The sequence below is a fragment of the Gracilibacillus sp. HCP3S3_G5_2 genome (genome assembly GCF_052063305.1).
GTDB lineage: Bacteria > Bacillota > Bacilli > Bacillales > Amphibacillaceae > Gracilibacillus.
Map to the genome: position 1 here is coordinate 1 of NZ_JBQHXU010000007.1, position 24,060 is coordinate 24,060.

A 24,060-nucleotide genomic window follows, 5' to 3' on the forward strand; every position below is an offset into this window, starting at 1 on the left:
CAACCATGAACGATCAAAGAAAAAATTAGCTGGATTGAGTCCAGTTGAATACCGAACTCAATCCAGCCAATCAGCTTCATAATAAAACTCTAACTTTTAGGGGTAACCACCTCAGGTTTGGGCTATTTTTAATCTAACTATCAATCAAGCAAAAGCTGGTATGCTTTACGCTCACCGTGTTCAATCGGAAAATAGATCATTCCACTATAATTAAATCCTGCATTCACAATCACTTTTTGCATAATCTCATTTTTTGGATATGTATCAACGCGTACATCTTTAAATTCCTTTTGACGGGAAAGTACAATTAAATCATGTAATAATATTTTAGATAACCCTTTTCCACGAACATGTAAATCTACCGCAATTCTATGGATAACGATGTAAGAATCTTCTTGTTCTTCCCATGATCCTTCTGTTATATTTTCATAAGGCGCTTCTGGTCCAGGGACTAACGCGCCATAACCTGCTACCTTGTTATTGTAGATTAAGACATGTGCATATCCTTTTTCGATATCCAGTTTAACTAATTCAAGTGTCGGGCCTTCACCATTTTGCCATTGTGGTAGCCCTTGCTCCTTTAAATAGGCAATTCCATCATTTAAAATCGACATGATTGCTTCTGCGTCATGTATTGTTGCTTTTCTTGTATAGACGAACATCGTTTAATCCTCCAATTTTTTAAAATGTGTTTTCTTATTATTACCGAGTTTACAGCGTTTTAACAAGCAAAACGCATTTCCTAAACAAGGATAGCAAGTGGTTTTAAATTGTGTGCTTCGTTTAATTCAACTGTTTCTTTATACCGATTAAAGCTAAAAGAATAATAGTTTTTATCAAAAGATGACCAACTTCCTAACGACTCCCAAACAAAATGACTAATATTGCATAAATCATAATCATTACTATTTACGTTTTGGTTTCAATGGGTTATAATATCATATAATCGTAATGATTACGATTTGTGAAGTTTTTGGATAGTTAAATTGATTCTTAATAGAAAGGAGAACGCTACTAATGTTGGTAGGTTTAAAACTGCTTTTATAACTTAAATCTATTGATCGAGAAGATAAATAAATGCTGCTATTTAAAACGTAATCATTATTATTTGAAAAATAAATATATATATAGGAGAGAAAAGAAAAATGAAGAGACTACTTATTAGTTTATCAAGCTTATTGCTACTAAGCTTCTACTTAACAGCATGTCAAGGTACAGAAGATGAGCAAGTGGACGGAACAGTAGAAGAATCAGAGGTACATACCGATGAGGAACATGATCATCATGAAGACGAAGGACAAGAGATAGAAGCACCAGAAGGCATTGAAATCGAAGGAGTTGCTGACCACTATCATACAGGAGATACGATTGAGTTAACTGCTGTATTAGATGAAGAAGCAGCGTTTGACCATTGGCACTGGTATAGTAGAGAAAGTAAAGATGATGAATGGGAAGTTGTTTCAGGTCAAGAGTCGGAAACATTTACAGGTGAAGCAACTGTTGATGGTGTAGAAATTAAAGCTGTTTTATTCGATAATGATCACGAGCCTTACGTTCAATCGGCATCTGTTGTTGTGGTAATTGACGATCATCACGGACATGATGAAGAAAGCCAACAAATATATAATGGCTATTTTGAAGATAGTCAAGTGGAAGATCGTGAGTTGTCAGATTGGGAAGGAGATTGGCAATCGGTTTATCCTTATCTTTTATCTGGGGATTTAGACGAAGTGTTTGAACATAAAGCAGAAAATGGAGATATGACAGAAGAAGAGTACAAGGAGTATTATACGATAGGATATGAAACAGATGTTGACCGCATCATCATTGAGGACAATGTTGTAACCTTCTTTGAAAATGAAAACGAGTATTCAGGAGAGTATGTATCAGATGGTTACGAGATTCTCACCTATGAAGCAGGTAATAGAGGTGTACGTTTTATCTTTGAATTAGTAGATGGAGCTGATGAAATGCCTCCATACATTCAATTTAGTGATCATCATATTTTCCCAGTTGATTCACACCATTATCATTTATATTGGGGAGATGATCGAGAAGAGCTTCTAGAGGAAGTTACTAATTGGCCAACGTATTACCCTTCTGAGTTAGATAAAGATGGTATAGTGAATGACATGCTAGCACATTAATTTAGGTAAAGCCACTTTAACTTTCAAGAAAATCTGATAAGCTAAGTGGGGATAGCTGCCGCAACATTGCGATAAGCGTTTTGTTCACCTTCAACGGGGGACAACAACTCCATTAGGGGAACTCGCTTTATTGTCTGTTATAACAAATTGGTTACTAGTTTATATCTTACTTAAGTTTTATTATGGAGAAAGCAATAGATTAATAGTTTTTTTTAGGCTCTAAATCGTAATCATTACGTATTTGTGATGTAAGGAGAATGAATAGTGAAAAGAAATTGGTTAGTTACTTTTTTATTTAGTTTAGTTGTAGGTGGTACTCTGTTGGGATGTACGCAAAATGAGGATGAAAGCACAGAAAACGAAAAATTATCCGTTATAACATCGTTTTATCCTATGTATGAATTTACACAACAAGTTGCAGGGGATCGAGCAGAGGTATCATTAATGGTCACTGGAGAAGATGCACACCACTATGAACCAAGTGCGCAAGATGTTGCAGGTGTTAATGAAGCAGATGTATTTGTGTATAGTAGTGAAGAAATGGAACATTGGGTGGAAAGCTTATTGAATACAGTAGAGAATGATGGTCTTATAATAGCTCGTACAGCAGATGGTGTTGATTTCGTTGATACAGATCACCATCATGATGATCGACATGGAGAAGAAGAAAGTTTATTCATTAACGGTGTTGCTGATCATTATCATACTGGTGACGTGATTGAATTAACAGCGGAATTAGCTGAAGATGTGGATTATGATCACTGGCATTGGTATACAAGAGAAAGTGTTGATGATGAATGGGAAACTGTTCCGAATCAGGGAGGACCAGAATTCCAATATGAGGCATCAGATGAAAGCTTTGAAGTGAGGGCAATGCTTTTCGATAATGATCACAATGAATATGCTGAGTCAACAGTAGAAATTGTTGTGGATAATCATGGACATGATCACGGTCATGGAGAAGAAGGCGATCACGACCACGCTCATGGTCATGAGGAAGAAGATGATCACGGAGAAGAAGGTAGTCATGAACATGGAAGTGATAATACACTTGAAATCGTTGGATTAGCTGATCACTATCATACAGGAGATATCGTTACACTCGTTGCTGAGCTTGAAGAAGATGTAGATTACGATCACTGGCATTGGTACACACGGGAAAGTGAAAATGAGGAATGGGAAGCTGTATCTGGTCAAGAAACGGATCACTTTGAGTATAAAACAACTGGAGAAAGCTTTGAAGTAAAAGTAGTACTATTTGATGCCGATCATAATACGTATGCGGAATCAGATTCAGTATCCGTGTTGATTGATGACCATGAATCACACGATCCTCATATTTGGTTAGACCCTGTATTAGCCCAAGAGCAAGTGAATGTCATTCGTGATGCACTAATGGAAGCAGATCCAGATGGGCAAGAAATTTATGAAGAAAATGCAGAAGCATTTATTGAAGAACTTCAAGCATTAGATGAGGAATATCAAGCTGCCCTTAAGGATGCAGAAAGTCGTACTTTTGTAGTACAACACCAAGCATTTGGGTACCTTGCACAACGTTATCATTTAGAGCAAATCGCTATTGGAGGTTTATCTACAGAAGTAGAACCAAGTCCATCACGTATTGCTGAGATTGGAGATCTGGTGGAAGAATACGATGTACCAGTTATTTATTACCAACAAGGGGCCAATTCAGCAATTGCCGAAACTGTTGCTATTGAGACAGGGACAGAGACAGCTGCTTTGTATGATTTAGAAGTATTGTCAGAGGAAATACAAGCAGAGGATTTAGGCTACGTGGAGGCAATGCGTCAAAACTTGGAATCATTACAGTTAAGTATCAAATAACGAAATGATTACAGAAAGTCATGATATTTATAGGTCTCCTGAAAAGATCAGTGGAAAGAATACAATAAAAGAAAGGTCGCTTAATGGTGCATTATATTGAAGTGAAGAATCTCGCCTTTCAGTATGAGGATGAACCTGTGTTAGAGAATATTTCATTTGAAGTAGATGCAGAAGATTTTGTAATGCTAACTGGAGAAAATGGTGCCGCAAAGACGACCCTATTGCGCAATATTTTGGGCTTACTTAAACCATCGAAAGGAAGTGTCCAAATATCTCCAAAAAATCGCTTTGGTGAAAAATTAGTTGTCGGATATGTTTCACAACAGGTTGCATCCTATAACGCTGGATTTCCAAGTACTGTATTGGAACTTGTGAGATCTGGCCGCTATCAAAGGGGCAAATGGTTTAAAAGATTAGATAAAGAAGACAAGGAGCATGTTCGTCGTTCACTCGAATCAGTAGGGATGTGGAATATGCGCCATAAAAAAATTGGAGAATTATCTGGTGGTCAAAAGCAGCGGATTTCTCTTGCGCGAGTATTTGCAACAGATCCAGATTTGTTCATACTAGATGAGCCTACAACAGGCATGGATGTGAATTCTCGCGAAGAATTTTATAAATTATTGAAGCACAATAGTAGTGAACATGGTAAAGGAATTTTAATGGTTACCCACGATCATGAAGAAATTCGCCATTACGCTGATAAACATATTGAGCTGGTTAGGAAGGAGGATTCTCCTTGGAGATGTTTTTCCATGGATTCATGCAAAGAGCTTTCCAAGCCTCACTCTTAATTTCATTAATTGCACCAATGTAAGGTTTATTTTTGATATTGCGTAGGCAGTCGCTAATGGCGGATACTCTATCACATGTCTCCTTAGCAGGTGTAGCATTAGGTCTGCTAATCGGTGTTAATCCAACATGGACCAATATTTTAGTAGTAGCGCTCATTGCAATATTGCTTGAATATTTGCGTGTAGTGTATCATACGTATTCAGAAATTTCTATTGCGATTTTAATGTCTGTCGGAATGGCCCTAGCACTAGTTCTGATGGGATTAAATGAAGGTGGGGCCACTTTAAGCATGAACCAATTTTTATTTGGTTCCATTGTCACGATTAGTGTGCAGCAAGTTTGGATGTTATTCGTGCTAACCATTATTATTGGTCTCCTATACTTAGTTTTTCGAAAACCTATGTATGTTCTGATATTTGATGAGGAGACAGCCTTTACCGCTGGTTTGCCTATCAAAACGATGTCTATTTTATTTAATGTGTTAACAGGGGTAACCATTGCAGTAATTATGCCGATAGTCGGTGCTTTATTGGTCTCTGCTATTATTGTTTTACCGGCAGCTATCTCGATGCGATTAAGTAAAAGCTTCAATGGTGTTATTCTAATTGGAATAATTATTGCATTAATTGGAATGTTAAGTGGTTTAGTTGCTTCTTATGATTTAGGGACACCTCCTGGAGCTACTATCACTTTAATATTAATAGTGATTTTTGCTGTCATTACACTTATTAAGAGTATATTACGTCAGTTAAAACTGGAGAGACTATTTAATCGAAGCAATCTATCCTAAGTCTGGGTTAAATTATTGAAGCAATAAAGAAGAAATCGCGACATCTTTATAGATGTCGTGATTTTTTCATGAAAAAGAAAATATAAATTGACTGAAAAATAGGAAGGTTTCCCAAGCTTTGAGAAGCGATTATAATAGGTATAGTAACTTAGGGAAACTAAGCATTTTTTATTTTTGAGTGAAAAGTTAAGCATGCACAAAAACCAAAAACGAACAATGGTAACAAATAAATAGAAAATATTCGGATTCAGACTTGACGAAAAGATGATTGCCTAGTAATATATGAGTTGAACTTAATATGAATTATAATCATTCATCGTATAATATTGGGAATATGGCCCAAGAGTTTCTACCAGAGCACCGTAAAATGCTCTGACTACGAGGAGGATGTAGATATTAGATTGATTTATTACTTTACTACACCGAATTGTAAAACACTCTTGGAATTACTAAGAGTGTTTTTTTTTTCGGTCTATAACAAAGGGAGGAAAGAAAAAGTGAGAAAGTATTTTGAATTTGATCGATTGGGGACAAATTATCGTACGGAAACAGTAGCAGGTATTACAACCTTCTTAGCGATGGCCTATATTTTATTTGTTAACCCTGACATGTTAGCTACAGAAGGAACAGGTATGGATAGAAATGCTGTATTTGTTGCCACAGCTTTAGCGGCAGCAATCGGTACTTTACTTATGGGTGTTTTTGCCAAATATCCTATTGCACTTGCCCCAGGGATGGGATTAAATGCATTCTTCACCTATACAGTTGTATTAGGACACGGAATTCCATGGGAAACAGCATTAGCTGGTGTTTTAGTTTCAGGTATTATCTTTATCATTTTAACGCTAACAGGTATTCGTGAGAAAGTAATTAATGCCATTCCTCCAGTATTAAAAATGGCAGTAGGTGCAGGTATTGGTTTATTTATTGCTTTTATTGGCTTTCAAAATGCGGGAATTATCATTGCAGATCCATCCACAATGGTAGCATTAGGTGATCTTACAGCAGGACCAACATTATTGGCAGTGTTTGGTGTTGTAATTACGGTTATTTTACTTGCTATGGGCCTAAAAGGTGGCGTTTTTTATGGAATGATCATCACGGCCATTGTGGGGATGATCTTTAGCCAGGTGCCAACACCAGATGGTATTGTGGCACCAGTTCCAAGTATCGCACCAACATTTGGTGCTGCATTTGCTCACTTAGGGGAAGTATTTACTTTAGAAATGTTAGTGGTTATTTTAACCTTCTTATTTGTAGACTTTTTTGATACGGCGGGTACCTTAGTTGCGGTTGCTTCAAAGGCTGGTTTTATCAAGGATAATAAATTGCCAAGAGCAGGAAAAGCATTATTTTCTGATTCAGCAGCTACGGTAGTGGGAGCCTCACTAGGTACATCAACAACAACTTCTTATGTAGAATCCGCAACTGGTGTTGGTGCAGGTGGACGTTCCGGTTTTGCTTCAGTAGTAACAGCATTATTGTTTGTTTTGGCATTATTCTTTTCACCTTTACTAGGTGTAGTAACTTCATCTGTTACAGCTCCAGCATTAATTATTGTCGGGGTACTAATGGCATCATCTTTAAAGGATATTCCTTGGGATGAATTTGATGTAGCAGTACCAGCATTCTTAACTGTTGTAACAATGCCGTTAGCATATAGTATAGCGACAGGTATTGCAGTAGGGTTTATTTTCTATCCAATCACAATGGTTGCTAAAGGTAAGGTGAAAGAAATCAACCCGATTATGTGGGTCTTATTCGTTATTTTCATCCTCTATCTAGCATTTTTACATTAAAGCAAACAAAGGCTTTGGCAAATTGTCAGAGCCTTTTCTGATTCTTGAAATAAATTACTGGAAATGACCTGAATGCTCTAGTATGCCTATCATTTTCCCCTACCATCAGTACGCTTCTTACATCTCATCTATAGGATAGATATCTATAATGACATAATACATGATAGCCTTACTACACAAGGGTTAGTAGGCTTACATAAACTTTTAATAAACTAATTGGCAGAGGAGCGTACTGAATGTCCGAACATTGCATTTCTGTTCCAATTGTTTATGATTGGATAACGAAAGAGGAAGATATTAAAAAATGCAAATATATTCCTTCTAAAAGTAATGTCAAACAAATTGAAGATTGCATTTGTATTAATTTTCTTGTAGACTGTCAGACTGATACCCCAACTACTATTTGGCAAGCTGTTGGGGAAACAATAAATGCAGCCTCGTTTTCTATCGAACACAAAGGAGGATGTTCTTGTGATTGGCTGCTATTAGCCAATGATGAGGAATTATCGAGCGTTTCGCGGAATAATACGTTTAGTGCAACCGTTGGAGAATTAGAAAGGCTTTCTGTTATTTGTGCTAATGATTGCTCTGATGAGATACATTGTGAAGGAACACTTTATATTGTTGTTCATTATCAGATTTGTACGAACGAAAAATCAGAAAAAAATATTACATGCTTTTTATCGGACAAACATGGAAATCCAATTGATTCAAGTGCTGGAAATGCGTTTATTTGTAAAGAGGTTAGTAAAGATACAGGTAGGATAAGTGAATGGTTTCTATCACCAAATGGAGATAAAATATTTCTACAGAAAGTGACTATATTAATAGAAGGTTATTATAGTGTGAAAATAGCTGATTTATGTGATAATAGCTTTGTACTATGTACTTTCCCCATATCCATATTGAAATCATTCTTCCTTTGTGCACCTGATGGAACACGTGTAGAGTGTGATGTGGCTAACTTTAATTGTAATGCATGTATTAAAGATGGGAAGAATTATAAGCATTGTTTGAAAGTCATGGTAGAGATGGATTTCTGTTTGAATGTTCGGTCCATTTACCGTTCAGTAATCGCTATAAAAGGAAAGTTATGTGAACCAAGAACATTCATAAATGAAAAATTATATAATGGTCATTAAAGGTAAGCAGATTCTAAAAAATAGAATCTGCTTACCTTTTTTATACGAGTGTGTCATCTATTCTTATAATCGTTAAGGAAGCACCTTGACCGGCTTGTAATGTTGCAAGACCTAACAAACCGAATAATTCAAGTGTAACGGTATCCCCTGCGTTTAAATTTGTAATAACTGAGGCGCTTAAACTACTTACTGTAAGAACAGGGTTTCTTGAAGAGCTTGCTAATGGGGTGCCGTTTATTACAAGTCGTGCACCAACTAATAATCCTGCGGTAAAGTTTACATTATATTGGATGAAATATCGACCAGTCTCGGAAACAGTAAAAACTGTATTTGCAGCATTGGCTGTAATACCATTTAAATTCTGAGCATTTGGTAAAGGTACAGAAGTTCCTCCAAGTATAACTGAAATTACTGATTGTGAAGTATTAGCTGCAAAACCTGAAGTCTCAGTTATTACTGGCCCAGGAGGTCCTTCAGGTCCAACAGGTCCTTCGGGTCCAACAGGTCCTTCAGGTCCAACAGGTCCTTCGGGTCCAACAGGTCCTTCAGGTCCAACAGGTCCTTCGGGTCCAACAGGTCCTTCAGGTCCAGCAGGTCCTTCGGGTCCAGCAGGTCCTTCAGGTCCAACAGGTCCTTCGGGTCCAGCAGGTCCTTCGGGTCCAACAGGTCCTTCAGGTCCAACAGGTCCTTCGGGTCCAGCAGGTCCTTCAGGTCCAACAGGTCCAACAGGTCCAACAGGTCCTTCGGGTCCAACAGGTCCTTCGGGTCCAGCAGGTCCTTCGGGTCCAACAGGTCCTTCGGGTCCAGCAGGTCCTTCAGGTCCAGCAGGTCCTTCAGGTCCCACAGGCCCTTCGGGTCCAGCAGGTCCTTCGGGTCCAACAGGTCCTTCGGGTCCAGCAGGTCCTTCAGGTCCAACAGGTCCTTCGGGTCCAGCAGGTCCTTCAGGTCCAACAGGTCCTTCGGGTCCCACAGGTCCTTCAGGTCCAACAGGTCCTTCGGGTCCAGCAGGTCCAGCAGGCCCAGCAGGCCCCTCTGGCCCTCTAGGTCCTCTTGCACATCCTCCGCTACTACTATCATGAAAATTTATACCTGACAATTGCTCATCACCTCTCTAATAGTTTTTACAGACTACTAACCTCTTGGCTAAACAGAAAGAGCATAGCTAATAAATTGGTGTGAAATAAGCTTATAGTTGAACAGTATTAAAAGTCGCACTCTACCTGATAGCGCGGCGTAATACATAGTTGTCCTATTGATATAGCTCCTTCTTCTCCTGCAGGAATGGTAACTTCAATACGTGTGAAATTGATACTCGTGAACGCCACACTGCTTCCTTCATATACTGTAAGCGGACCACCAACTAATTCGCCACCATTGAAAAAACTAAACGTTACAAATTCAAACGCCCCTTCATCATATGCTAAATAACCAGATGCAACTACATTCAAGCCAGATGCAACGTATATATCCTGAGATATACCCTGAGGGGCACTCCATCCAGAACAGATTTGATCCGTGACAAAGTCACAGTCACTCTCATTACGTTGATAGCAATTGCTGCATATTTTCCCCATATAAGCACTACTCACCCTTTCGTCTAAAGTTATTTACACCTGAAGGAAGAAAAAAACAACTGGGATATATATTAGATGTAACTGCTTTTTTCACCATTCTTCTAGTACAGGAATACAATTTTATGCATATATTAGTAGCAAAATTGGATACTAGACTATTATCTTCCAAAGAAATGGATCGAATATTTTCCTCCTATCTCTGTATTCTTAGCATTATATGCGGTAGGATTGAAATGAATATGGTCATTTATAGTGGATAAGCTTCAATTTAGGCAAACTAGTTTTCTAATGTCACTAGCATTCACCTAGATATGAAAAGCATTTGCTTATGGTTAAACTGTTTAGCTATATTGAAATACCTTTGTAAATATAAAACTATCGTGGTATACTTTTAACAAAGTGAACAAATGAAAGAGGTTACATTAATATGCCAATCATCCAGTCTGTCGATAGAGCATTAAAAATTCTTGATTTATTTAATGAACAACAAAGTGAAATGAAAATCACGGAAATCAGTAGAAAATTAGATTTAAACAAAAGTACTACACATTCGTTATTAAAAACACTTAAAGAGCATAACTATATTAAACAAGATACCGACAGTGGCAAGTACAGCTTAGGATTAAAGCTGCTGGAGCGAGGTCAATTTATGTTAAATAGTATGGATATTAGAGAGATTGCTCGAAAATATCTGATTGATCTATCTGCTACTACCGGTCAAACAACGCACTTAGTTATATTAGAGGGTATGTATGGTGTTTATATTGATAAGGTGGAAGGTGCATCGGCCGTTGTTTATTCTCGAATTGGCAAGCGGGTTCCAATTCATAGTAGTGCTGTTGGTAAATCTTTAATGGCATTTAGACAACAAGAAGAAATCGAAGAGTTATTACAAGGTTATCAATTTTTCTCCCAAACAGATAATACCATTACAGATAAACAAGTATACCTAGACGAATTAGCAAAAGTTAGATCACAAGGTTATTCTATTGATAATGAAGAAAATGAACCTGGTATCTACTGTATAGCCGTACCAATATTTGATCATACGAATCAAGTAGTCGCAGCTATTAGTATTTCTACTACGAAGCAAACAATAACATCAGCATTAGAAGCGGAAATCGTCCGTACATTGAAACAAACATGTTCCGAAATTTCTAAAGCATTAGGTAATAGAAAAATTTATCTGTAACAAGATAAATTTTTTAATAACTATATTAGAGAACTATGTTTTATATTATAAAACAAAAGGAGGTTGTGACATTATTTGTTTCTATAAAAAATAGGAGGGGAATAAAATGAAGGTAATCAGATTTAAAAAAGAATCAGGTGCAGATCAATTAGCGGTAGTGACGGATGACAATCAAATCTTTGAGCTCTCTGTAGCTTCCTTTCAGGATTTAATACGGAAAGCTGACAAGCTGAATAAGAGTTGCAGTCAAGTGATCATAGAGGAAATAATAAATAAACAACCAATCACCAAAGATTTATCAGATTTAGAATTATTGGCGCCAGTTGTATCAGATGAAGTTTGGGCTGCAGGTGTTACCTATTTAAAAAGTAAAGAAGCACGAAACCGCGAAGCTAATGTAAAAACTAATTCATTTTACGATAAAGTATACGATGCCGATCGACCTGAAATATTTTTGAAATCAACTGCGAGAAGGTTGATAGGTCCTGATGTGCCTGTTGGAATTAGAACGGATTCCAATTGGCAAATACCAGAGCCTGAATTAGCACTGGTTATAAAAGCTGATGGTGAAATATTAGGATATACAATAGGTAATGATATGAGTAGCCGTGACATAGAGGGAGAAAATCCCCTTTATTTGCCACAGGCGAAAATGTGGAAGCACTCTTGTGCAATCGGTCCGGCAATTTTGTTAGCGGATACAATTGAAGATCCTTACAATCTAGCAATTGAATGTCGTATTGAACGTGATGGTGAATTAGTGTCGAAAGGTAGTGCGAATACATCGATGTTAAAAAGGTCTTATGATGAATTAGTTACCTATTTAATAAAAGACAATGATATTGTAGATGGAACTACTTTACTTACTGGGACATGTATCATTCCAGATGACAGCTTTACCTTACAGGAGGGAGATATCATAGAAATACAAATTGAATCGATTGGTATACTAAGAAACCCAGTTAAATTAACGAGCAATATTAACAAAAAGGAGAGTCTAATATGAGTGGAGAAGCATTCCTAAATTATATCGGAGGAGAATGGCGAGCATCTGTATCAGGTAAGGTATTCGAAAGTTACAATCCAGCGAATAAAAAAGAAGTGGTAGGCTCTGTGCAAGATTCTACAAGGGCTGATCTAGAGGAAGCAGTAGCACAAGCAAAGAGTGCGCAAAGAGCTTGGCGAAAATTATCGGGAGCAGACAGAGGTAATTATTTGTACCAAGCAGCGAGATTATTAGAAGAAAACTTGGAAGACATTGCAACGACCATGACGAAAGAAATGGGGAAATCCTTGCCTGAAGCCAAAGGGGAAACAAGTCGTGGAATTCAAATCCTGAAATACTATGCAGGTGAAGGCATGAGATCAGACGGTGATATGATACCATCTACCGACGCAAGTGCACTAATGTTCAGCAAACGAGTACCGATAGGAGTTGTTGGTGTTATTACACCGTGGAATTTTCCAGTGGCAATACCAATTTGGAAGATGGCTCCAGCGTTAATTTACGGAAATACCGTTGTCCTAAAGCCTGCAACAGAGGGAGCAGTTACAGCGGCTAAGGTTATCGAATGCTTTGAAAAAGCTGGTTTCCCAGCAGGTGTTGTTAATTTTATCACAGGGAGAGGTTCTGTTATCGGTCAAGGCTTGGCTGAGCATGCTGATGTCAATGCAGTGACTTTTACCGGTTCTAATAATGTCGGACAGAATATTGGAAAAATTGTTGCAGCACGTGGAGGCAAATATCAATTAGAAATGGGTGGTAAGAACCCGATTATTATAGCGGAAGACGCGGATATCGAAGCCGCAGTTGATGCAACATTAAGTGGAGGTTTGAAATCTACTGGACAAAAATGTACCTGCAGTAGCCGAGTTATTGTTCAATCCAGTATTTATGAGCAGTTCAAAGACCGTCTCATTGAAAAAGCGAAAGAAATAACGGTAGGGGACGGAATGGATGCTTCCACTTGGATGGGGCCATGTGCAAGTGAAGGGCAATTTAATACTGTTAAGCATTATATTGCAAAGGGAAAAGAAGAAGGAGCAACATTATTATTAGGTGGTAACCAGCTAACTGAAGGGAAATTAAAAGATGGCTACTATATCGAACCAACCATTTTTGATAATGTGACAACTGATATGACCATCGCTCAAGAAGAAATATTTGGACCAGTTCTTGCCTTAATGAAGGTAGATACCGTGGAAGAAGCAATCGAATTAGCGAATGATGTAGATTTCGGGCTTAGTGCGTCTATCTTCACGAAAAATATTGATCATATTCTATCCTTTATCGATGATATCGAAGCTGGGCTGGTTCGTATCAACTCTGAAACAGCAGGTGTAGAACTACAGGCGCCATTCGGAGGAATGAAAGCATCTAGCTCTTACTCGAGAGAACAAGGTCAAGCAGCAAAAGAATTCTTCACGACGATGAAGACGGTGTTTATTAAAGGATAAGTACAAAAGCGGAAGTCAGGGAAAAAGACTTCCGCTATTTAAATGGATAGAAAGAAATACAACTAATAGTTATATATCGTTTATCGTGGTACTAAACCTCTGTAAGCCCCCCTGATCATAGCCCCATATTATCAATGATCTTGGACTATTTTTTCTTTATCATTTGCCTCTAATGCCTTCTCCCCAGCTTCCAACACCTCAATAATACGATCCACATCATACACGCTGCCTTTCCATGTCCCACCGCTCACTTTCTGTAAAGCAGCCCAAAGACGTGTATCATCAGGTAGATCATCTGATGGTTTAATATTTGGATTGACTTGTCTGGAGGCAAGAATTCGAGCACCTTCATCAGGGGTAACCTCTTGCCCTGATTCCCCTAAAAAGTGAAGCGAACCTTCCAGATTTTTAGCATCTATTTTCACTTCTATAAGATCTCCATCTTGAAGTTTGCCAATAGGACCGTCTGCTAATCCTTCTGGCCCAACATGACCAATACATGCACCAGTTGAAACACCTGAAAAGCGTGCATCGGTTATTAAGGTTACATATTTACCATAGGATAGATGCTTTAAAGCAGAGGTAACCTGGTATGTTTCCTCCATTCCAGTCCCCAAAGGACCACAGCCAGTGAGAACCATGATATCACCTTTTTTAATTTGTTTCGTTTTTATTGCTTCAATAGCACTTGCCTCACTGGTAAACACTTTTGCCTCGCTTTTGTGGTAATATACTTGGTTTTCGTCTAACCTTGATGGATCAATAGATGTAGATTTAATAACCGCTCCTTCGGGGGCGATATTACCAGAAGGAAATGTCACCGTAGAGGTTAATCCACGTTGCTCTGCTTTTTCCTTTGACATAATTACTTCATCAGCATCAATTTGATCGGCTTCCATTAATTTTTCTTTCATTTTTTGACGACGTTCTGATTGCTCCCACCAATCCAGATTTTCTTTTAGCGTTTGACCAGTGACAGTCATGACATGTTCGCGTAATAAACCTAAATCACGGAGATGTAGCATAACTTCAGGAACACCCCCTGCCAGAAAAGCACGGATAGTTGGATGTGGTGTCGGGCCATTTGGCAATACACTGACAAGGCGAGGAGTCTCTTTATTGATTCGGTGCCAGTCTTCCAAAGATGGAATGTTACATTTGGCAGCATGAGCAATAGCAGGGATGTGTAATAGTAGATTCGTAGATCCGCCGAATGCTGCATGTACTACCATTGCATTATGGATTGCATCATCTGTCACAATATCTTTCGTAGTTAATCCTTCTTCTTCCATTGTAATAATTGCCCTGGCAGATTGTCGAGCCATCTCCTTCCATACCTTTTGACCAGAAGGGGCTAGTGCAGCGTGTGGCACCGTCATCCCTAATGCTTCGGCAATTACTTGTGCAGTCGCAGCTGTACCAAGGAATTGGCAGCCACCACCAGGAGTCGCACATGCCATGCAGCCTAATTCAGCAGCTTCTTCTAATGACAATTCATCATTGGCATATCTTGCACCGATGGTTTGCACTTTCCCAGCATCTTCACCATATAACGGTGGCAATGTTACACCGCCTGGTATAACCACTGTAGGTAAATCATGCATCGATGCTAATGCAATGATCATGGCTGGCAGTCCTTTATCACAGGTAGCTATTCCGAGCACAGCATCCCGAGTTGGCAAGGATCTGATCAAACGGCGGTATACCATAGCGGCATCATTGCGATAAGGAAAAGAATCAAACATTCCGGTCGTTCCTTGAGATCTTCCGTCACATGGGTCACTAACATATGCTGCAAAAGGGATACCTCCATGATGACTGACTTCATTCGCGGCATTTTTCATTAAGATATCTACTTCCCAGTGTCCAGTATGGTAACCTAAAGCTAGTGGATTACCGTTTTCATCCTTTAAGCCACCTTGTGTGCTTAACAATAATACCTGTTTCCCATCTAGCATATTTGGACTCCAGCCCATTCCAACATTTTGAGAAAGCCCAAATAAATTCCCACTTGGAGATTTTCGAAGCATCTGGTCAGTTAAGGGTAATTTGCCGATCGGGCCCCTAGCAACAGTTTTAATATCATAGATATCTTCAGGGTGATGCATTAAATGATCTAATGTATTCATAAAGAACAACCCTTCCTTTAAAGCGTTTTCAAATACTTAGTATAAGTATAGAAGTATTAACTATCAGTGTCAATAATATAAAAATAAGTTTTATATTATAAAACAAAATGAGTGGTTAAACGTTTACATTTTGTTATTGACATTAAATTACCAGCTAGTTATAATAGCCTTGAATCGCTAAAAAAGTTTTATAATAATGAACACAGTTTTATAATTACACCATAATATATAAATTTAAATGGGCTTGGTGTGATCAATACAAAATTATAAGGGAGGGTGACACATAATTAGTTTTTAAATGTAAGCGGTGACAAAAATGAGAGAGGGGTTGGAATATGTTCAATAAAAAATTGCTTTGGATAATGTTAATATTAATTTTATTGGTTTTCGCTGCTTGTGGCCCAACAGATTCATCTGGCACGAATGACACACCTTCTGATGATACAGGAGGAGATACGAATACAGAAGATAACAGTGAAGAGGCTGAAGGGAATGGCGAACAGGTTACATTAACGTTATGGCATATTGAAACAGGTCCTTCTGAGCAAGCAATAGAATCGGCAGTAGAACGATTTGAGGAGAACAATCCGAATGTTACAGTGGAAGTTTCACAACAAGAAAATGATCCATATAAATCTCAATTAAGTGTCGCGATGGGGGGAGGTAACCCGCCAGATGTATTCCATTCCTGGGGTGGCGGTTGGCTGAAGCAATTCGTGGATTCTGACCAAGTAATGGACATTACTGATTCGGTTGATGCAAGTCTTTACAATGAAGCTGCTTTATCAGTATCTACTTTTGATGAGCAGATATATGGTACGCCAGTAAGTATGGACGTCGTACCGGTTTTCTATAATAAAGACATATTTGAAGAATATGGACTAGAAGAACCGGAAACATATAATGACCTATTAGAAATAATTCAAACATTAACTGATAATGATGTAACTCCTTTTGCGTTGGCGAACCAAACGAAATGGACAGGTTCTTTTTATTTAATGTATTTAGCGGAACGAATTGGTGGTCCAGAGTTATTTAATGAAGCTTTTGAACGTTCTGGCCGTACATTTGATGACGAGGCTTATATAGAAGCAGGTCATAAACTTCAAGAATTAGTGGATATGGGTGCCTTTCCAGAAGGTGTAAATGGAATGAACTATGATACTGGACAATCTCGTCAAATGCTATACACAGAGAGTGCAGCAATGATGACAATGGGAGGATGGTTAGTAAATAACATACGTGATGAGATGCCGGAGTTTGAAGAGAAATTAGGTTTCTTCTTGTTTCCATCAATTGAAGGAGGAGAAGGTGCAAAAAACCATGTAGTAGGTGGAGTTTCTCCAGTATTTTCCGTTGCTCAGCAAACAGAGCATCCGGAATTAGCTGTTGAATTAGTGAATGAACTATCGAGTCTCGAAACTGCTACAGATATGTCCAATAACGCAGGTTCTATCTCAGCGTTGAATGGTGTTGAATATGATGATCCATATATAGAGGAGATGAGTGAAGTACTAGAAACTTCTGAGGCAATGCAAACATATTATGATCAAACATTGCCACCAGAATTAGCACAGGTTCACTTAGATACAACACAAGCTTTGTTTGGATTGTCGATAACTCCAGAAGAAGCAATGGGTGAAGTAGAAGAGACGGCTCAACAGGTATTAGAAGAATAATCATTTTTGAGAACTACATGAAGCGTGTCTTTAATGTAGTTCTCTAATTATTAACCAGGTGGTGATTAGGTGAGTAGCTCACAAGAATTGAGTTTAGATTCCGTAAAGGTACGCAAAAAGAGAAAAAATAAAGATACCTGGGCAATTATTGGGTTCATAGCACCTGCTTTTATTATCTATGGGGTATACGTTGTTTACTCTATCTTTATGACATTCTACTACAGTATGTTTAACTGGACGGGTATCGATGCGAATATGGTTTTTGTAGGATTAGAAAACTATTTCCGTTTGTTTCAGGATGGTGTATTTTGGACATCTATTCAGAATAACTTCTTGCTAGTGATTGCCTCATTAGTAACACAGCTACCTGTAGGTTTAATTATGGCGCTGTTGCTATTCAGTCCAATCAAAGGAATGAGGTTATTCAGATCAGTATATTTCATGCCATTCTTAATGTCCACGGTAGCGATTGGTATACTGTTTATTTTTATTTATGAAGGTAATTATGGTCTGTTGAATGCAATATTAGGTGCGATCGGCTTAGAATCTCTGCAAACTGCTTGGATAGGAAAGGAAAGCACTGCTATTTGGGCGGTTATTGCAACAGTTTGTTGGCAATTTGCACCTTTTTATATGATCCTCTTTCGAGCAACGATTGTCGGAATTCCAGAGGAATTATATGAAGCAGCAGATATTGACGGGGCAAGTGGATGGCAAAGATTTAAAAATATTACCCTCCCCTTATTAATGCCTATTATTATTACTTCTGCGATTCTATCTGTAATAGGCTCCTTAAAATACTTTGACTTGATCTATGTAATGACTGGCGGAGGGCCGAACAACTCTACCGAATTAATGGCTACCTATATGTATAAACAAACGTTTACGAATTTTAACATGGGATATGGTAGCAGCATTTCCTTCTCCATGTTTATAATTGCCTTTATTGTAACGCTCTTCATTTTATTAGGCGACAGATCAAGAAGGGGGAATGAATAATGATTAGAGTGATAAAAGGGATTCCGTTATATTTATTAGCGATCGCCATTCTAATTGTGACTGGTCTTCCTTTTTTGATTATGCTTCTTACATCCTTTAAAGGACAAATGGAGTTTATGACCTCGCCATGGTCTATTCCTGAAAGTTTTTCGTTAGACAATTACCTACTTTTAGTGGAACTTGAGTTTTTTGGATATTTTATGAACAGTCTAATTGTATCGGTTATTTCTGTGATAATTGTTATTATCATCGCAGCAATGGCCAGCTACCCACTAGCAAGGCTGAAATTCCGTTTGAACCGGCCGATCTTTATCTTATTTATGGTCGGGATGATGATACCAATTCATACGACACTTGTTCCGATTTTTATCATAACAAATAAAGCGGGTTTATATGATTCGTTATTTGGTTTGATCGGCCCTTACATTGCATTTGCATTGCCGATTTCTATTGTTATTTTTACACAGTTTATGCGGGATATTCCAAAAGAACTTGAAGAATCTGCTAAGATAGATGGATGCAGTCATTTTAGACTGTTTTGGAGAATTATTTTCCCTTTATTAACACCGGCGGTAGCAACAGTTGCCATTTATAATTTTATTCATATTTGGAATGAATTTATCTTTGCTTTAGTCCTTACAAATTCCACTCAGAATGCTACTCTCCCAATAGGTTTACGAGAGTTTTATGGAGAGTTCTCTGTAAATATACCTGGAATAATGGCAGCCCTTACACTTGGAAGTTTGCCACTATTATTGGTATACTTTATAGCACAGGAGAAAATAGTTACAGGACTTGCTGCAGGTTCTGTGAAAGGTTAGGAGGTAAATATGAAAACGATAACAAATCCAGTGTTACCTGGTTACCATCCGGATCCATCAATTGTAAGGATAGGAGATGATTATTATCTTGCGGTTTCCACCTTTGAATGGTTTCCAGGTGTGCAAATCTATCATTCTAAAGATCTGGTAAACTGGGAGCTGACAGGCTACCCGTTAACGAGATCCTCCCAATTAAATATGATTGGGAATGTAAACTCAGGAGGAGTATGGGCTCCGTGTCTATCCTACTCTGAAGGTGTTTTTTACTTGATTTACACAGATGTAAAAAGTAGACAAGGTGCATTTAAAGATACCCATAATTATTTGGTAACAGCTGACAATATTGAAGGGCCTTGGTCAGACCCTATTTATCTGAACAGTAGTGGGTTTGATCCATCCCTTTTCCATGATGATGATGGCAGGAAATGGCTCGTCAATATGATTTGGGACCATCGAAAAGGAACCAATTCCTTCGCTGGTATTGCTTTGCAAGAATATTCGCTTGCAGAACAAAAATTAGTTGGTCCAATTAAGAATATTTTCAAAGGAACTGAACTAGGATTAACTGAGGCACCTCATTTATATAAGAGAAATGGCTACTATTATTTACTAACAGCTGAAGGTGGGACATGGTATACCCATGCAGCAACTGTAGCACGATCAAGGTCTATTGATGGTCCATATGAGGTGGATCCAACCAATCCAATTCTTACTTCTGATAAGTCAAAAGAGGATCAGCTCCAAAAAGCAGGGCATGGTTGTTTTGTCGAGACACAAAATGGCGAATGGTATATGGCCCATTTATGTGGACGTCCTGTTGTTGAAGACAAGTGTATATTAGGGAGAGAAACAGCTATTCAAAAATGTTATTGGACAGATGATAATTGGATTAGAGTAGTAGATGGCCCCAATCCTAGCCTGGTGGTTGAAGCACCTAATCTTCCAGAATTTAAAGCAGAAAAACTGCCAAACAATGATGATTTTAATCATACGAATTTATTGAAATATTGGAATGCACTTAGACGACCCTTTGATGATGATTGGTTTTCATTAACAGATAGACCAGGTTACTTGCGTTTATATGGCGAAGAGTCAATGAGTTCGTTGCATCGACAAACTATGTTGATGAGAAGATTGGAACATTTTCATGTAGAAGTCGAGACTAAACTAGATTTTAGCCCAGAAAACTTTCAACAAATGGCGGGCTTAATGATTTATTATGACACGCATGATCATGTTTATTTGCGAGTGACAGATCATGAAGAACATGGCAAATGTTTAGGAATAATTGAAACCAAGTATAACAAATACGATGAACTGTTGGAGCAAGAGGTGTCCTTACCTGAAAATACCGAAATATACTTGAAAGCTGTGATTAATCGCCACCTTTTACAATTCTTTTATGCAATAGAGGCAGAAAAGTGGCAAGCAATCGGAGAGCAAGTAGATATCGGGCATTTATCGGATGATGACGCAGAATATATTCGCTTTACTGGAACATTCGTTGGTATGGCGGCACAGGATTTAAGCGGTCAGCGCAAAAATGCTGATTTTGATTATTTTCACTATAAAATATTAGATGATAGGCAATAATGGAGGGATTGTATTGAAGAAAGCACTGATTTTTCAAGGTGGTTGGGAAGGTCACGAACCAGAAGAAGTAGCAGGAATTTTAGGGGGTATTCTTGAGGAAGAAGGATTCGAGGTAAAAATAACCGATACATTAATGACATTACAAGAAGAAGATTTAACACAATATGACTTAATTGTTCCTAACTGGACACAAGGAACGATTGAAAAGGAACAATTGCAACCATTATTAGAAGCAGTTGCTCAAGGAACAGGATTGGCTGGTTTACATGGTGGGATGGGTGACTCATTTCGTTGGGAAGTTGACTATCAATTTATGGTTGGTGGCCAATGGGTAGCGCATCCAGGAAATGATGGGGTTTCCTATAACGTACATATTGTAGACCCGGACCACCCTTTAACAGAAGGTATGGAGGATTTTACTGTCGTATCTGAGCAATATTATATGCATGTGGATCCAGCAGTAAGGGTGCATGCGACAACACGTTTTCCCGTTGCGGAAGGACCATATCAGACGAATGGTGAAGTGGATATGCCAGTAGTTTGGACGAAAAAATGGGGAGAAGGAAAAGTGTATTATTGTGGGTTGGGCCATGTTGCAGAAATCGTTCGAATGCCACAAGTGATGAAGTTGATGAGAAAAGGAATGACTTGGGCAAGCAGATAATTGGGGGGAACAGCATGAAAGTAGGAATTATTGGTTGTGGGAATATCAGTCGTATTTATCTACAAAACGCAGCACGATTCGGTAATTATAATATCGAAGCAGTAGCAGATATCGTCAAGGAAAGAGCGGAAGAGCGTGCGCAGGAATTCAAGGTTCCTAAGGCCTACACTACCGAAGAATTGTTAGCGGATCCAGAGATTGAACTAGTGATTAATTTAACGATTCCAGCTGTACATGCAGAGATTGCCATTCAAGCTTTAGAGAATGGTAAGCATGTTTACGGAGAGAAGCCGTTAGCGGTTAGTCGTGAAGATGGTAAGCGGATGTTGGAAGTAGCAAAAGAAAAAGGCTTATACATTGGAAATGCCCCTGATACATTTTTAGGTGGAGGAATTCAAACCTCAAGAAAACTGATTGATGACGGCTGGATTGGGAGACCAGTTTCCGCTACGGCCTTCATGATGATTCCTGGCCATGAAAGCTGGCATCCGGATGCTACCTTTTATTATCAAGAGGGCGGTGGTCCGATGTTTGATATGGGACCATACTATTTAACAGCACTCATCAATTTGATGGGACCTGTATCACGTGTTACCGGATCAGCGCAAATGACATATAAGGAAAGAATGATTACTAGTGAACCGAATTATGGCAAAAAAATTCAAGTAGAAGTACCGACACAGATTAACAGTGTACTTGATTTCACATCAGGTGCTGTTGCTTCTGTCATTACAAGCTTTGATACATGGCACCATCAGTTACCTACAATCGAAATTTACGGGACAGAAGGCACTATTTCTGTGCCGGATCCGAATACATTCGGTGGACCAGTATTTATAAGAAGAAAAGAGCATAAAGAATGGTCAGAAATACCTCTTACACATGGTTTTAGCGATAATAGCCGTGGATTAGGTGTTGCAGAAATGATTGATGCTATTGAGAATAATCGAACTGCAAGAACAGACGGTCAGCTTGCATACCATGTGTTAGATATTATGCATGGAGTCCATGAAGCATCACGAGACAGTAAACATTATGTGTTAGCTAGCAGTTGTGAGCAGCCCGAACCATTACCAATAGGCATTGATGAAGCATTCTTTAACAATAGGTAAGCATATACATGAAGTGTAAAAACATCATTTTGGGAGTAACGATGTTGTGAATTTCTCTCTTTCCGTGGGCACGATCTCAGCTAACTTGGTAAAGAAAAGTATGTTATCAAGTTAGCTGAAGCAGAGCCGAAGGCATAGAAAACACTGCGAAAGCGATTCTTGCTTGGGTAGATGTTGCACTTATGCATTAGGTGAAAGGGAGTGTTTTTCCGTAACGTCAACATAGCACTTATCAACAATCACAATGGTAGAAAGCCTCACCAAAAGGGAATTGTCGCTATGTCGCAGTATGTTTCTATCCGGCTTTTGTCCGGTTAAAAAATATTAAATGAGGTGAATGGAATGAAATTAGGTGTATTTGCTGTTTTATTTGGGGATAAGTCGTTGGATGAAGCACTTGATACAGTGAAAGAGGCAGGATTGCAAACTGTCGAAATCGGGACAGGAGGTTATCCGGGGAATGCGCACTGTAACCCGGCAGAGCTTTTAGCCGATGAAACAAAATTACAAGCATTCCAACAAGCTTTTACCGATAGGAGCCTCGAAATTAGTGCACTTAGTTGCCATGGTAATCCATTGCATCCAAATAAAGATATTTCCAATCAACACCATCAACAATTTGAAGAGACCGTGTTATTAGCAGAAAAAATGGGTGTTGATACAGTCGTCACATTTGCAGGATGTCCTGGAGAATCTGAATATTCCCAATATCCGGTGTGGGTGACAGCAGCTTGGCCAGACGATCATCCAGAGGTATTGGAATGGCAATGGCAGGAGAAGGTTATTCCTTACTGGAAAGAACAAAATGACTTTGCTGCTGAACATAATGTGCGCATTGCCATTGAACCACATCCAGGCTTCGTAGTGTTCAATAATGAAACCGCTTTGAAGCTCCGTGATGCATGTGGAAAAAATATTGGTGTCAACTTTGACCCAAGTCACTTATATTGGCAGCAAATGGATCCTGTCGTTAGCATTAAAGAACTTGGTAAGCATGATGCGTTGTTCCATTTCCATGCCAAAGATACCGCAATTGATCCACAAAACACGGCAGCTAACGGGGTTTTAGACACCAAGCCATATAGTGATGAATTAAATCGCTCGTGGATTTTCCGTACTGTCGGATATGGTCATAGCGAGGAAGAGTGGAAACGAATTATTAGTGCACTACAACTGATCGGCTACCAAGGGGCGGTTAGTATTGAGCATGAAGACAGCCTTATGTCTGTTGACGAAGGTTTTCAGAAAGCAGTTGAGGTACTAAAGAATGCTTTAATTAAAGAAAAGGTTGGTGAAATGTGGTGGGCATAAACCGAAAAGTC

At 38.6% G+C, this 24,060-nt stretch carries 20 protein-coding genes, 1 pseudogene and 1 riboswitch; of the genes and pseudogenes, 17 read left to right on the forward strand and 4 right to left on the reverse strand.

The window, feature by feature from the left end:
- The coding region (locus ACTNEP_RS11360) for an IS3 family transposase (RefSeq protein WP_441160601.1) at positions 1–82 on the forward strand (82 nt) is incomplete at its 5' end.
- Between the two features lie 58 nt (positions 83–140).
- Here ACTNEP_RS11360 and ACTNEP_RS11365 read toward each other — a convergent pair.
- On the reverse strand, positions 141–662 hold the full coding sequence (locus tag ACTNEP_RS11365; RefSeq protein WP_441162125.1) for an N-acetyltransferase family protein: 522 nt from the start codon (positions 660–662) through the stop codon (positions 141–143).
- 483 nt (positions 663–1,145) lie between these two features.
- Here ACTNEP_RS11365 and ACTNEP_RS11370 point away from each other — a divergent pair, with 483 nt between their 5' ends.
- From ACTNEP_RS11370 to ACTNEP_RS11395, 6 genes and pseudogenes are all read left to right on the forward strand, one after another.
- Entirely contained in the window at positions 1,146–2,147 is a 1,002-nt protein-coding gene (locus ACTNEP_RS11370) for a ZinT family metal-binding protein (protein ID WP_441162127.1), read from the forward strand.
- 264 nt (positions 2,148–2,411) lie between these two features.
- Complete coding sequence (locus ACTNEP_RS11375) at positions 2,412–3,992, forward strand: metal ABC transporter solute-binding protein, Zn/Mn family (RefSeq protein ID WP_441162128.1); 1,581 nt, start codon at positions 2,412–2,414, stop codon at positions 3,990–3,992.
- An 83-nt stretch (positions 3,993–4,075) separates the two neighbouring features.
- Positions 4,076–4,786: a metal ABC transporter ATP-binding protein gene (locus tag ACTNEP_RS11380; RefSeq protein WP_441162129.1), complete on the forward strand. Its 711-nt coding sequence runs from the start codon at positions 4,076–4,078 to the stop codon at positions 4,784–4,786.
- Positions 4,732–5,577, forward strand: a pseudogene (locus tag ACTNEP_RS11385) (metal ABC transporter permease). Before ACTNEP_RS11380 ends, ACTNEP_RS11385 begins: the two are co-directional and overlap by 55 nt.
- Positions 5,578–5,873: 296 nt before the next feature.
- A riboswitch (purine riboswitch) is annotated at positions 5,874–5,976 on the forward strand.
- A 98-nt stretch (positions 5,977–6,074) separates the two neighbouring features.
- Positions 6,075–7,376 carry an NCS2 family permease gene (locus ACTNEP_RS11390; protein WP_441162130.1) on the forward strand — a complete coding sequence of 434 codons (1,302 nt, stop codon included), beginning with the start codon at positions 6,075–6,077 and terminating at the stop codon, positions 7,374–7,376.
- Positions 7,377–7,612: 236 nt separating this feature from the next.
- The gene (locus tag ACTNEP_RS11395) at positions 7,613–8,518 is read left to right on the forward strand and encodes an S-Ena type endospore appendage (protein WP_441162131.1); all 906 of its coding nucleotides are present in this window, start codon (positions 7,613–7,615) and stop codon (positions 8,516–8,518) included.
- Positions 8,519–8,558: 40 nt separating this feature from the next.
- On the opposite strand, the gene ACTNEP_RS11400 is transcribed toward ACTNEP_RS11395, so the two are convergent.
- Both ACTNEP_RS11400 and ACTNEP_RS11405 read right to left on the reverse strand, forming a co-directional pair.
- The gene (locus tag ACTNEP_RS11400) at positions 8,559–9,614 is read right to left on the reverse strand and encodes a BclA C-terminal domain-containing protein (RefSeq protein WP_441162132.1); all 1,056 of its coding nucleotides are present in this window, start codon (positions 9,612–9,614) and stop codon (positions 8,559–8,561) included.
- Positions 9,615–9,720: 106 nt separating this feature from the next.
- Positions 9,721–10,092 carry an S-Ena type endospore appendage gene (locus ACTNEP_RS11405; protein WP_441162134.1) on the reverse strand — a complete coding sequence of 124 codons (372 nt, stop codon included), beginning with the start codon at positions 10,090–10,092 and terminating at the stop codon, positions 9,721–9,723.
- A gap of 427 nt (positions 10,093–10,519) precedes the next feature.
- Between ACTNEP_RS11405 and ACTNEP_RS11410 the strand changes: the two genes are divergently transcribed.
- From ACTNEP_RS11410 to gucD, 3 genes are all read left to right on the forward strand, one after another.
- Positions 10,520–11,284, forward strand: coding sequence for an IclR family transcriptional regulator (locus ACTNEP_RS11410; RefSeq protein WP_441162135.1), 765 nt, complete (start codon positions 10,520–10,522; stop codon positions 11,282–11,284).
- A 106-nt stretch (positions 11,285–11,390) separates the two neighbouring features.
- Positions 11,391–12,290, forward strand: a complete 900-nt coding sequence (locus ACTNEP_RS11415; protein ID WP_441162136.1) for a fumarylacetoacetate hydrolase family protein — start codon at positions 11,391–11,393, stop codon at positions 12,288–12,290.
- Entirely contained in the window at positions 12,287–13,741 is a 1,455-nt protein-coding gene (gene gucD / locus ACTNEP_RS11420) for an alpha-ketoglutaric semialdehyde dehydrogenase GucD (protein WP_441162137.1), read from the forward strand. Before ACTNEP_RS11415 ends, gucD begins: the two co-directional genes overlap by 4 nt.
- Before the next feature lie 131 nt (positions 13,742–13,872).
- On the opposite strand, the gene ACTNEP_RS11425 is transcribed toward gucD, so the two are convergent.
- A complete protein-coding gene (locus ACTNEP_RS11425; RefSeq protein ID WP_441162138.1) occupies positions 13,873–15,870 on the reverse strand; it encodes a YjhG/YagF family D-xylonate dehydratase in 1,998 nt (665 codons plus the stop codon).
- A 335-nt stretch (positions 15,871–16,205) separates the two neighbouring features.
- Between ACTNEP_RS11425 and ACTNEP_RS11430 the strand changes: the two genes are divergently transcribed.
- The 7 genes from ACTNEP_RS11430 to ACTNEP_RS11460 all read left to right on the forward strand — a co-directional run bounded on the left by ACTNEP_RS11430 (position 16,206) and on the right by ACTNEP_RS11460 (position 24,049).
- Positions 16,206–17,549: an extracellular solute-binding protein gene (locus ACTNEP_RS11430; RefSeq protein WP_441162139.1), complete on the forward strand. Its 1,344-nt coding sequence runs from the start codon at positions 16,206–16,208 to the stop codon at positions 17,547–17,549.
- A 69-nt stretch (positions 17,550–17,618) separates the two neighbouring features.
- The gene (locus tag ACTNEP_RS11435) at positions 17,619–18,548 is read left to right on the forward strand and encodes a carbohydrate ABC transporter permease (protein ID WP_441162140.1); all 930 of its coding nucleotides are present in this window, start codon (positions 17,619–17,621) and stop codon (positions 18,546–18,548) included.
- A complete protein-coding gene (locus tag ACTNEP_RS11440) occupies positions 18,548–19,369 on the forward strand; it encodes a carbohydrate ABC transporter permease (RefSeq protein WP_441162141.1) in 822 nt (273 codons plus the stop codon). The genes ACTNEP_RS11435 and ACTNEP_RS11440 overlap by 1 nt, the downstream gene beginning before the upstream one ends.
- Positions 19,370–19,378: 9 nt before the next feature.
- A complete protein-coding gene (locus ACTNEP_RS11445; RefSeq protein WP_441162142.1) occupies positions 19,379–20,962 on the forward strand; it encodes a glycoside hydrolase family 43 protein in 1,584 nt (527 codons plus the stop codon).
- 13 nt (positions 20,963–20,975) lie between these two features.
- Positions 20,976–21,626, forward strand: a complete 651-nt coding sequence (locus tag ACTNEP_RS11450; RefSeq protein WP_441162143.1) for a ThuA domain-containing protein — start codon at positions 20,976–20,978, stop codon at positions 21,624–21,626.
- A gap of 14 nt (positions 21,627–21,640) precedes the next feature.
- Entirely contained in the window at positions 21,641–22,738 is a 1,098-nt protein-coding gene (locus tag ACTNEP_RS11455) for a Gfo/Idh/MocA family protein (RefSeq protein WP_441162144.1), read from the forward strand.
- A gap of 342 nt (positions 22,739–23,080) precedes the next feature.
- Positions 23,081–24,049 (forward strand): sugar phosphate isomerase/epimerase family protein, encoded by a 969-nt coding sequence (locus ACTNEP_RS11460; RefSeq protein WP_441162145.1) that lies wholly within the window; start codon positions 23,081–23,083, stop codon positions 24,047–24,049.
- Positions 24,050–24,060: the final 11 nt, after the last annotated feature.

Coding starts and splice junctions, on each gene's coding strand:
- ACTNEP_RS11430 (WP_441162139.1), top strand. CDS start 16,206: ATGTTCAATAAAAAATTGCTTTGGATAATGTTAATATTAATTTTATTG.
- ACTNEP_RS11370 (WP_441162127.1), top strand. CDS start 1,146: ATGAAGAGACTACTTATTAGTTTATCAAGCTTATTGCTACTAAGCTTC.
- ACTNEP_RS11440 (WP_441162141.1), top strand. CDS start 18,548: ATGATTAGAGTGATAAAAGGGATTCCGTTATATTTATTAGCGATCGCC.
- ACTNEP_RS11395 (WP_441162131.1), top strand. CDS start 7,613: ATGTCCGAACATTGCATTTCTGTTCCAATTGTTTATGATTGGATAACG.
- ACTNEP_RS11425 (WP_441162138.1), bottom strand. CDS start 15,870: ATGAATACATTAGATCATTTAATGCATCACCCTGAAGATATCTATGAT.
- ACTNEP_RS11405 (WP_441162134.1), bottom strand. CDS start 10,092: ATGGGGAAAATATGCAGCAATTGCTATCAACGTAATGAGAGTGACTGT.
- ACTNEP_RS11380 (WP_441162129.1), top strand. CDS start 4,076: ATGGTGCATTATATTGAAGTGAAGAATCTCGCCTTTCAGTATGAGGAT.
- ACTNEP_RS11460 (WP_441162145.1), top strand. CDS start 23,081: ATGAAATTAGGTGTATTTGCTGTTTTATTTGGGGATAAGTCGTTGGAT.
- ACTNEP_RS11365 (WP_441162125.1), bottom strand. CDS start 662: ATGTTCGTCTATACAAGAAAAGCAACAATACATGACGCAGAAGCAATC.
- ACTNEP_RS11410 (WP_441162135.1), top strand. CDS start 10,520: ATGCCAATCATCCAGTCTGTCGATAGAGCATTAAAAATTCTTGATTTA.
- ACTNEP_RS11415 (WP_441162136.1), top strand. CDS start 11,391: ATGAAGGTAATCAGATTTAAAAAAGAATCAGGTGCAGATCAATTAGCG.
- gucD (WP_441162137.1), top strand. CDS start 12,287: ATGAGTGGAGAAGCATTCCTAAATTATATCGGAGGAGAATGGCGAGCA.
- ACTNEP_RS11455 (WP_441162144.1), top strand. CDS start 21,641: ATGAAAGTAGGAATTATTGGTTGTGGGAATATCAGTCGTATTTATCTA.
- ACTNEP_RS11445 (WP_441162142.1), top strand. CDS start 19,379: ATGAAAACGATAACAAATCCAGTGTTACCTGGTTACCATCCGGATCCA.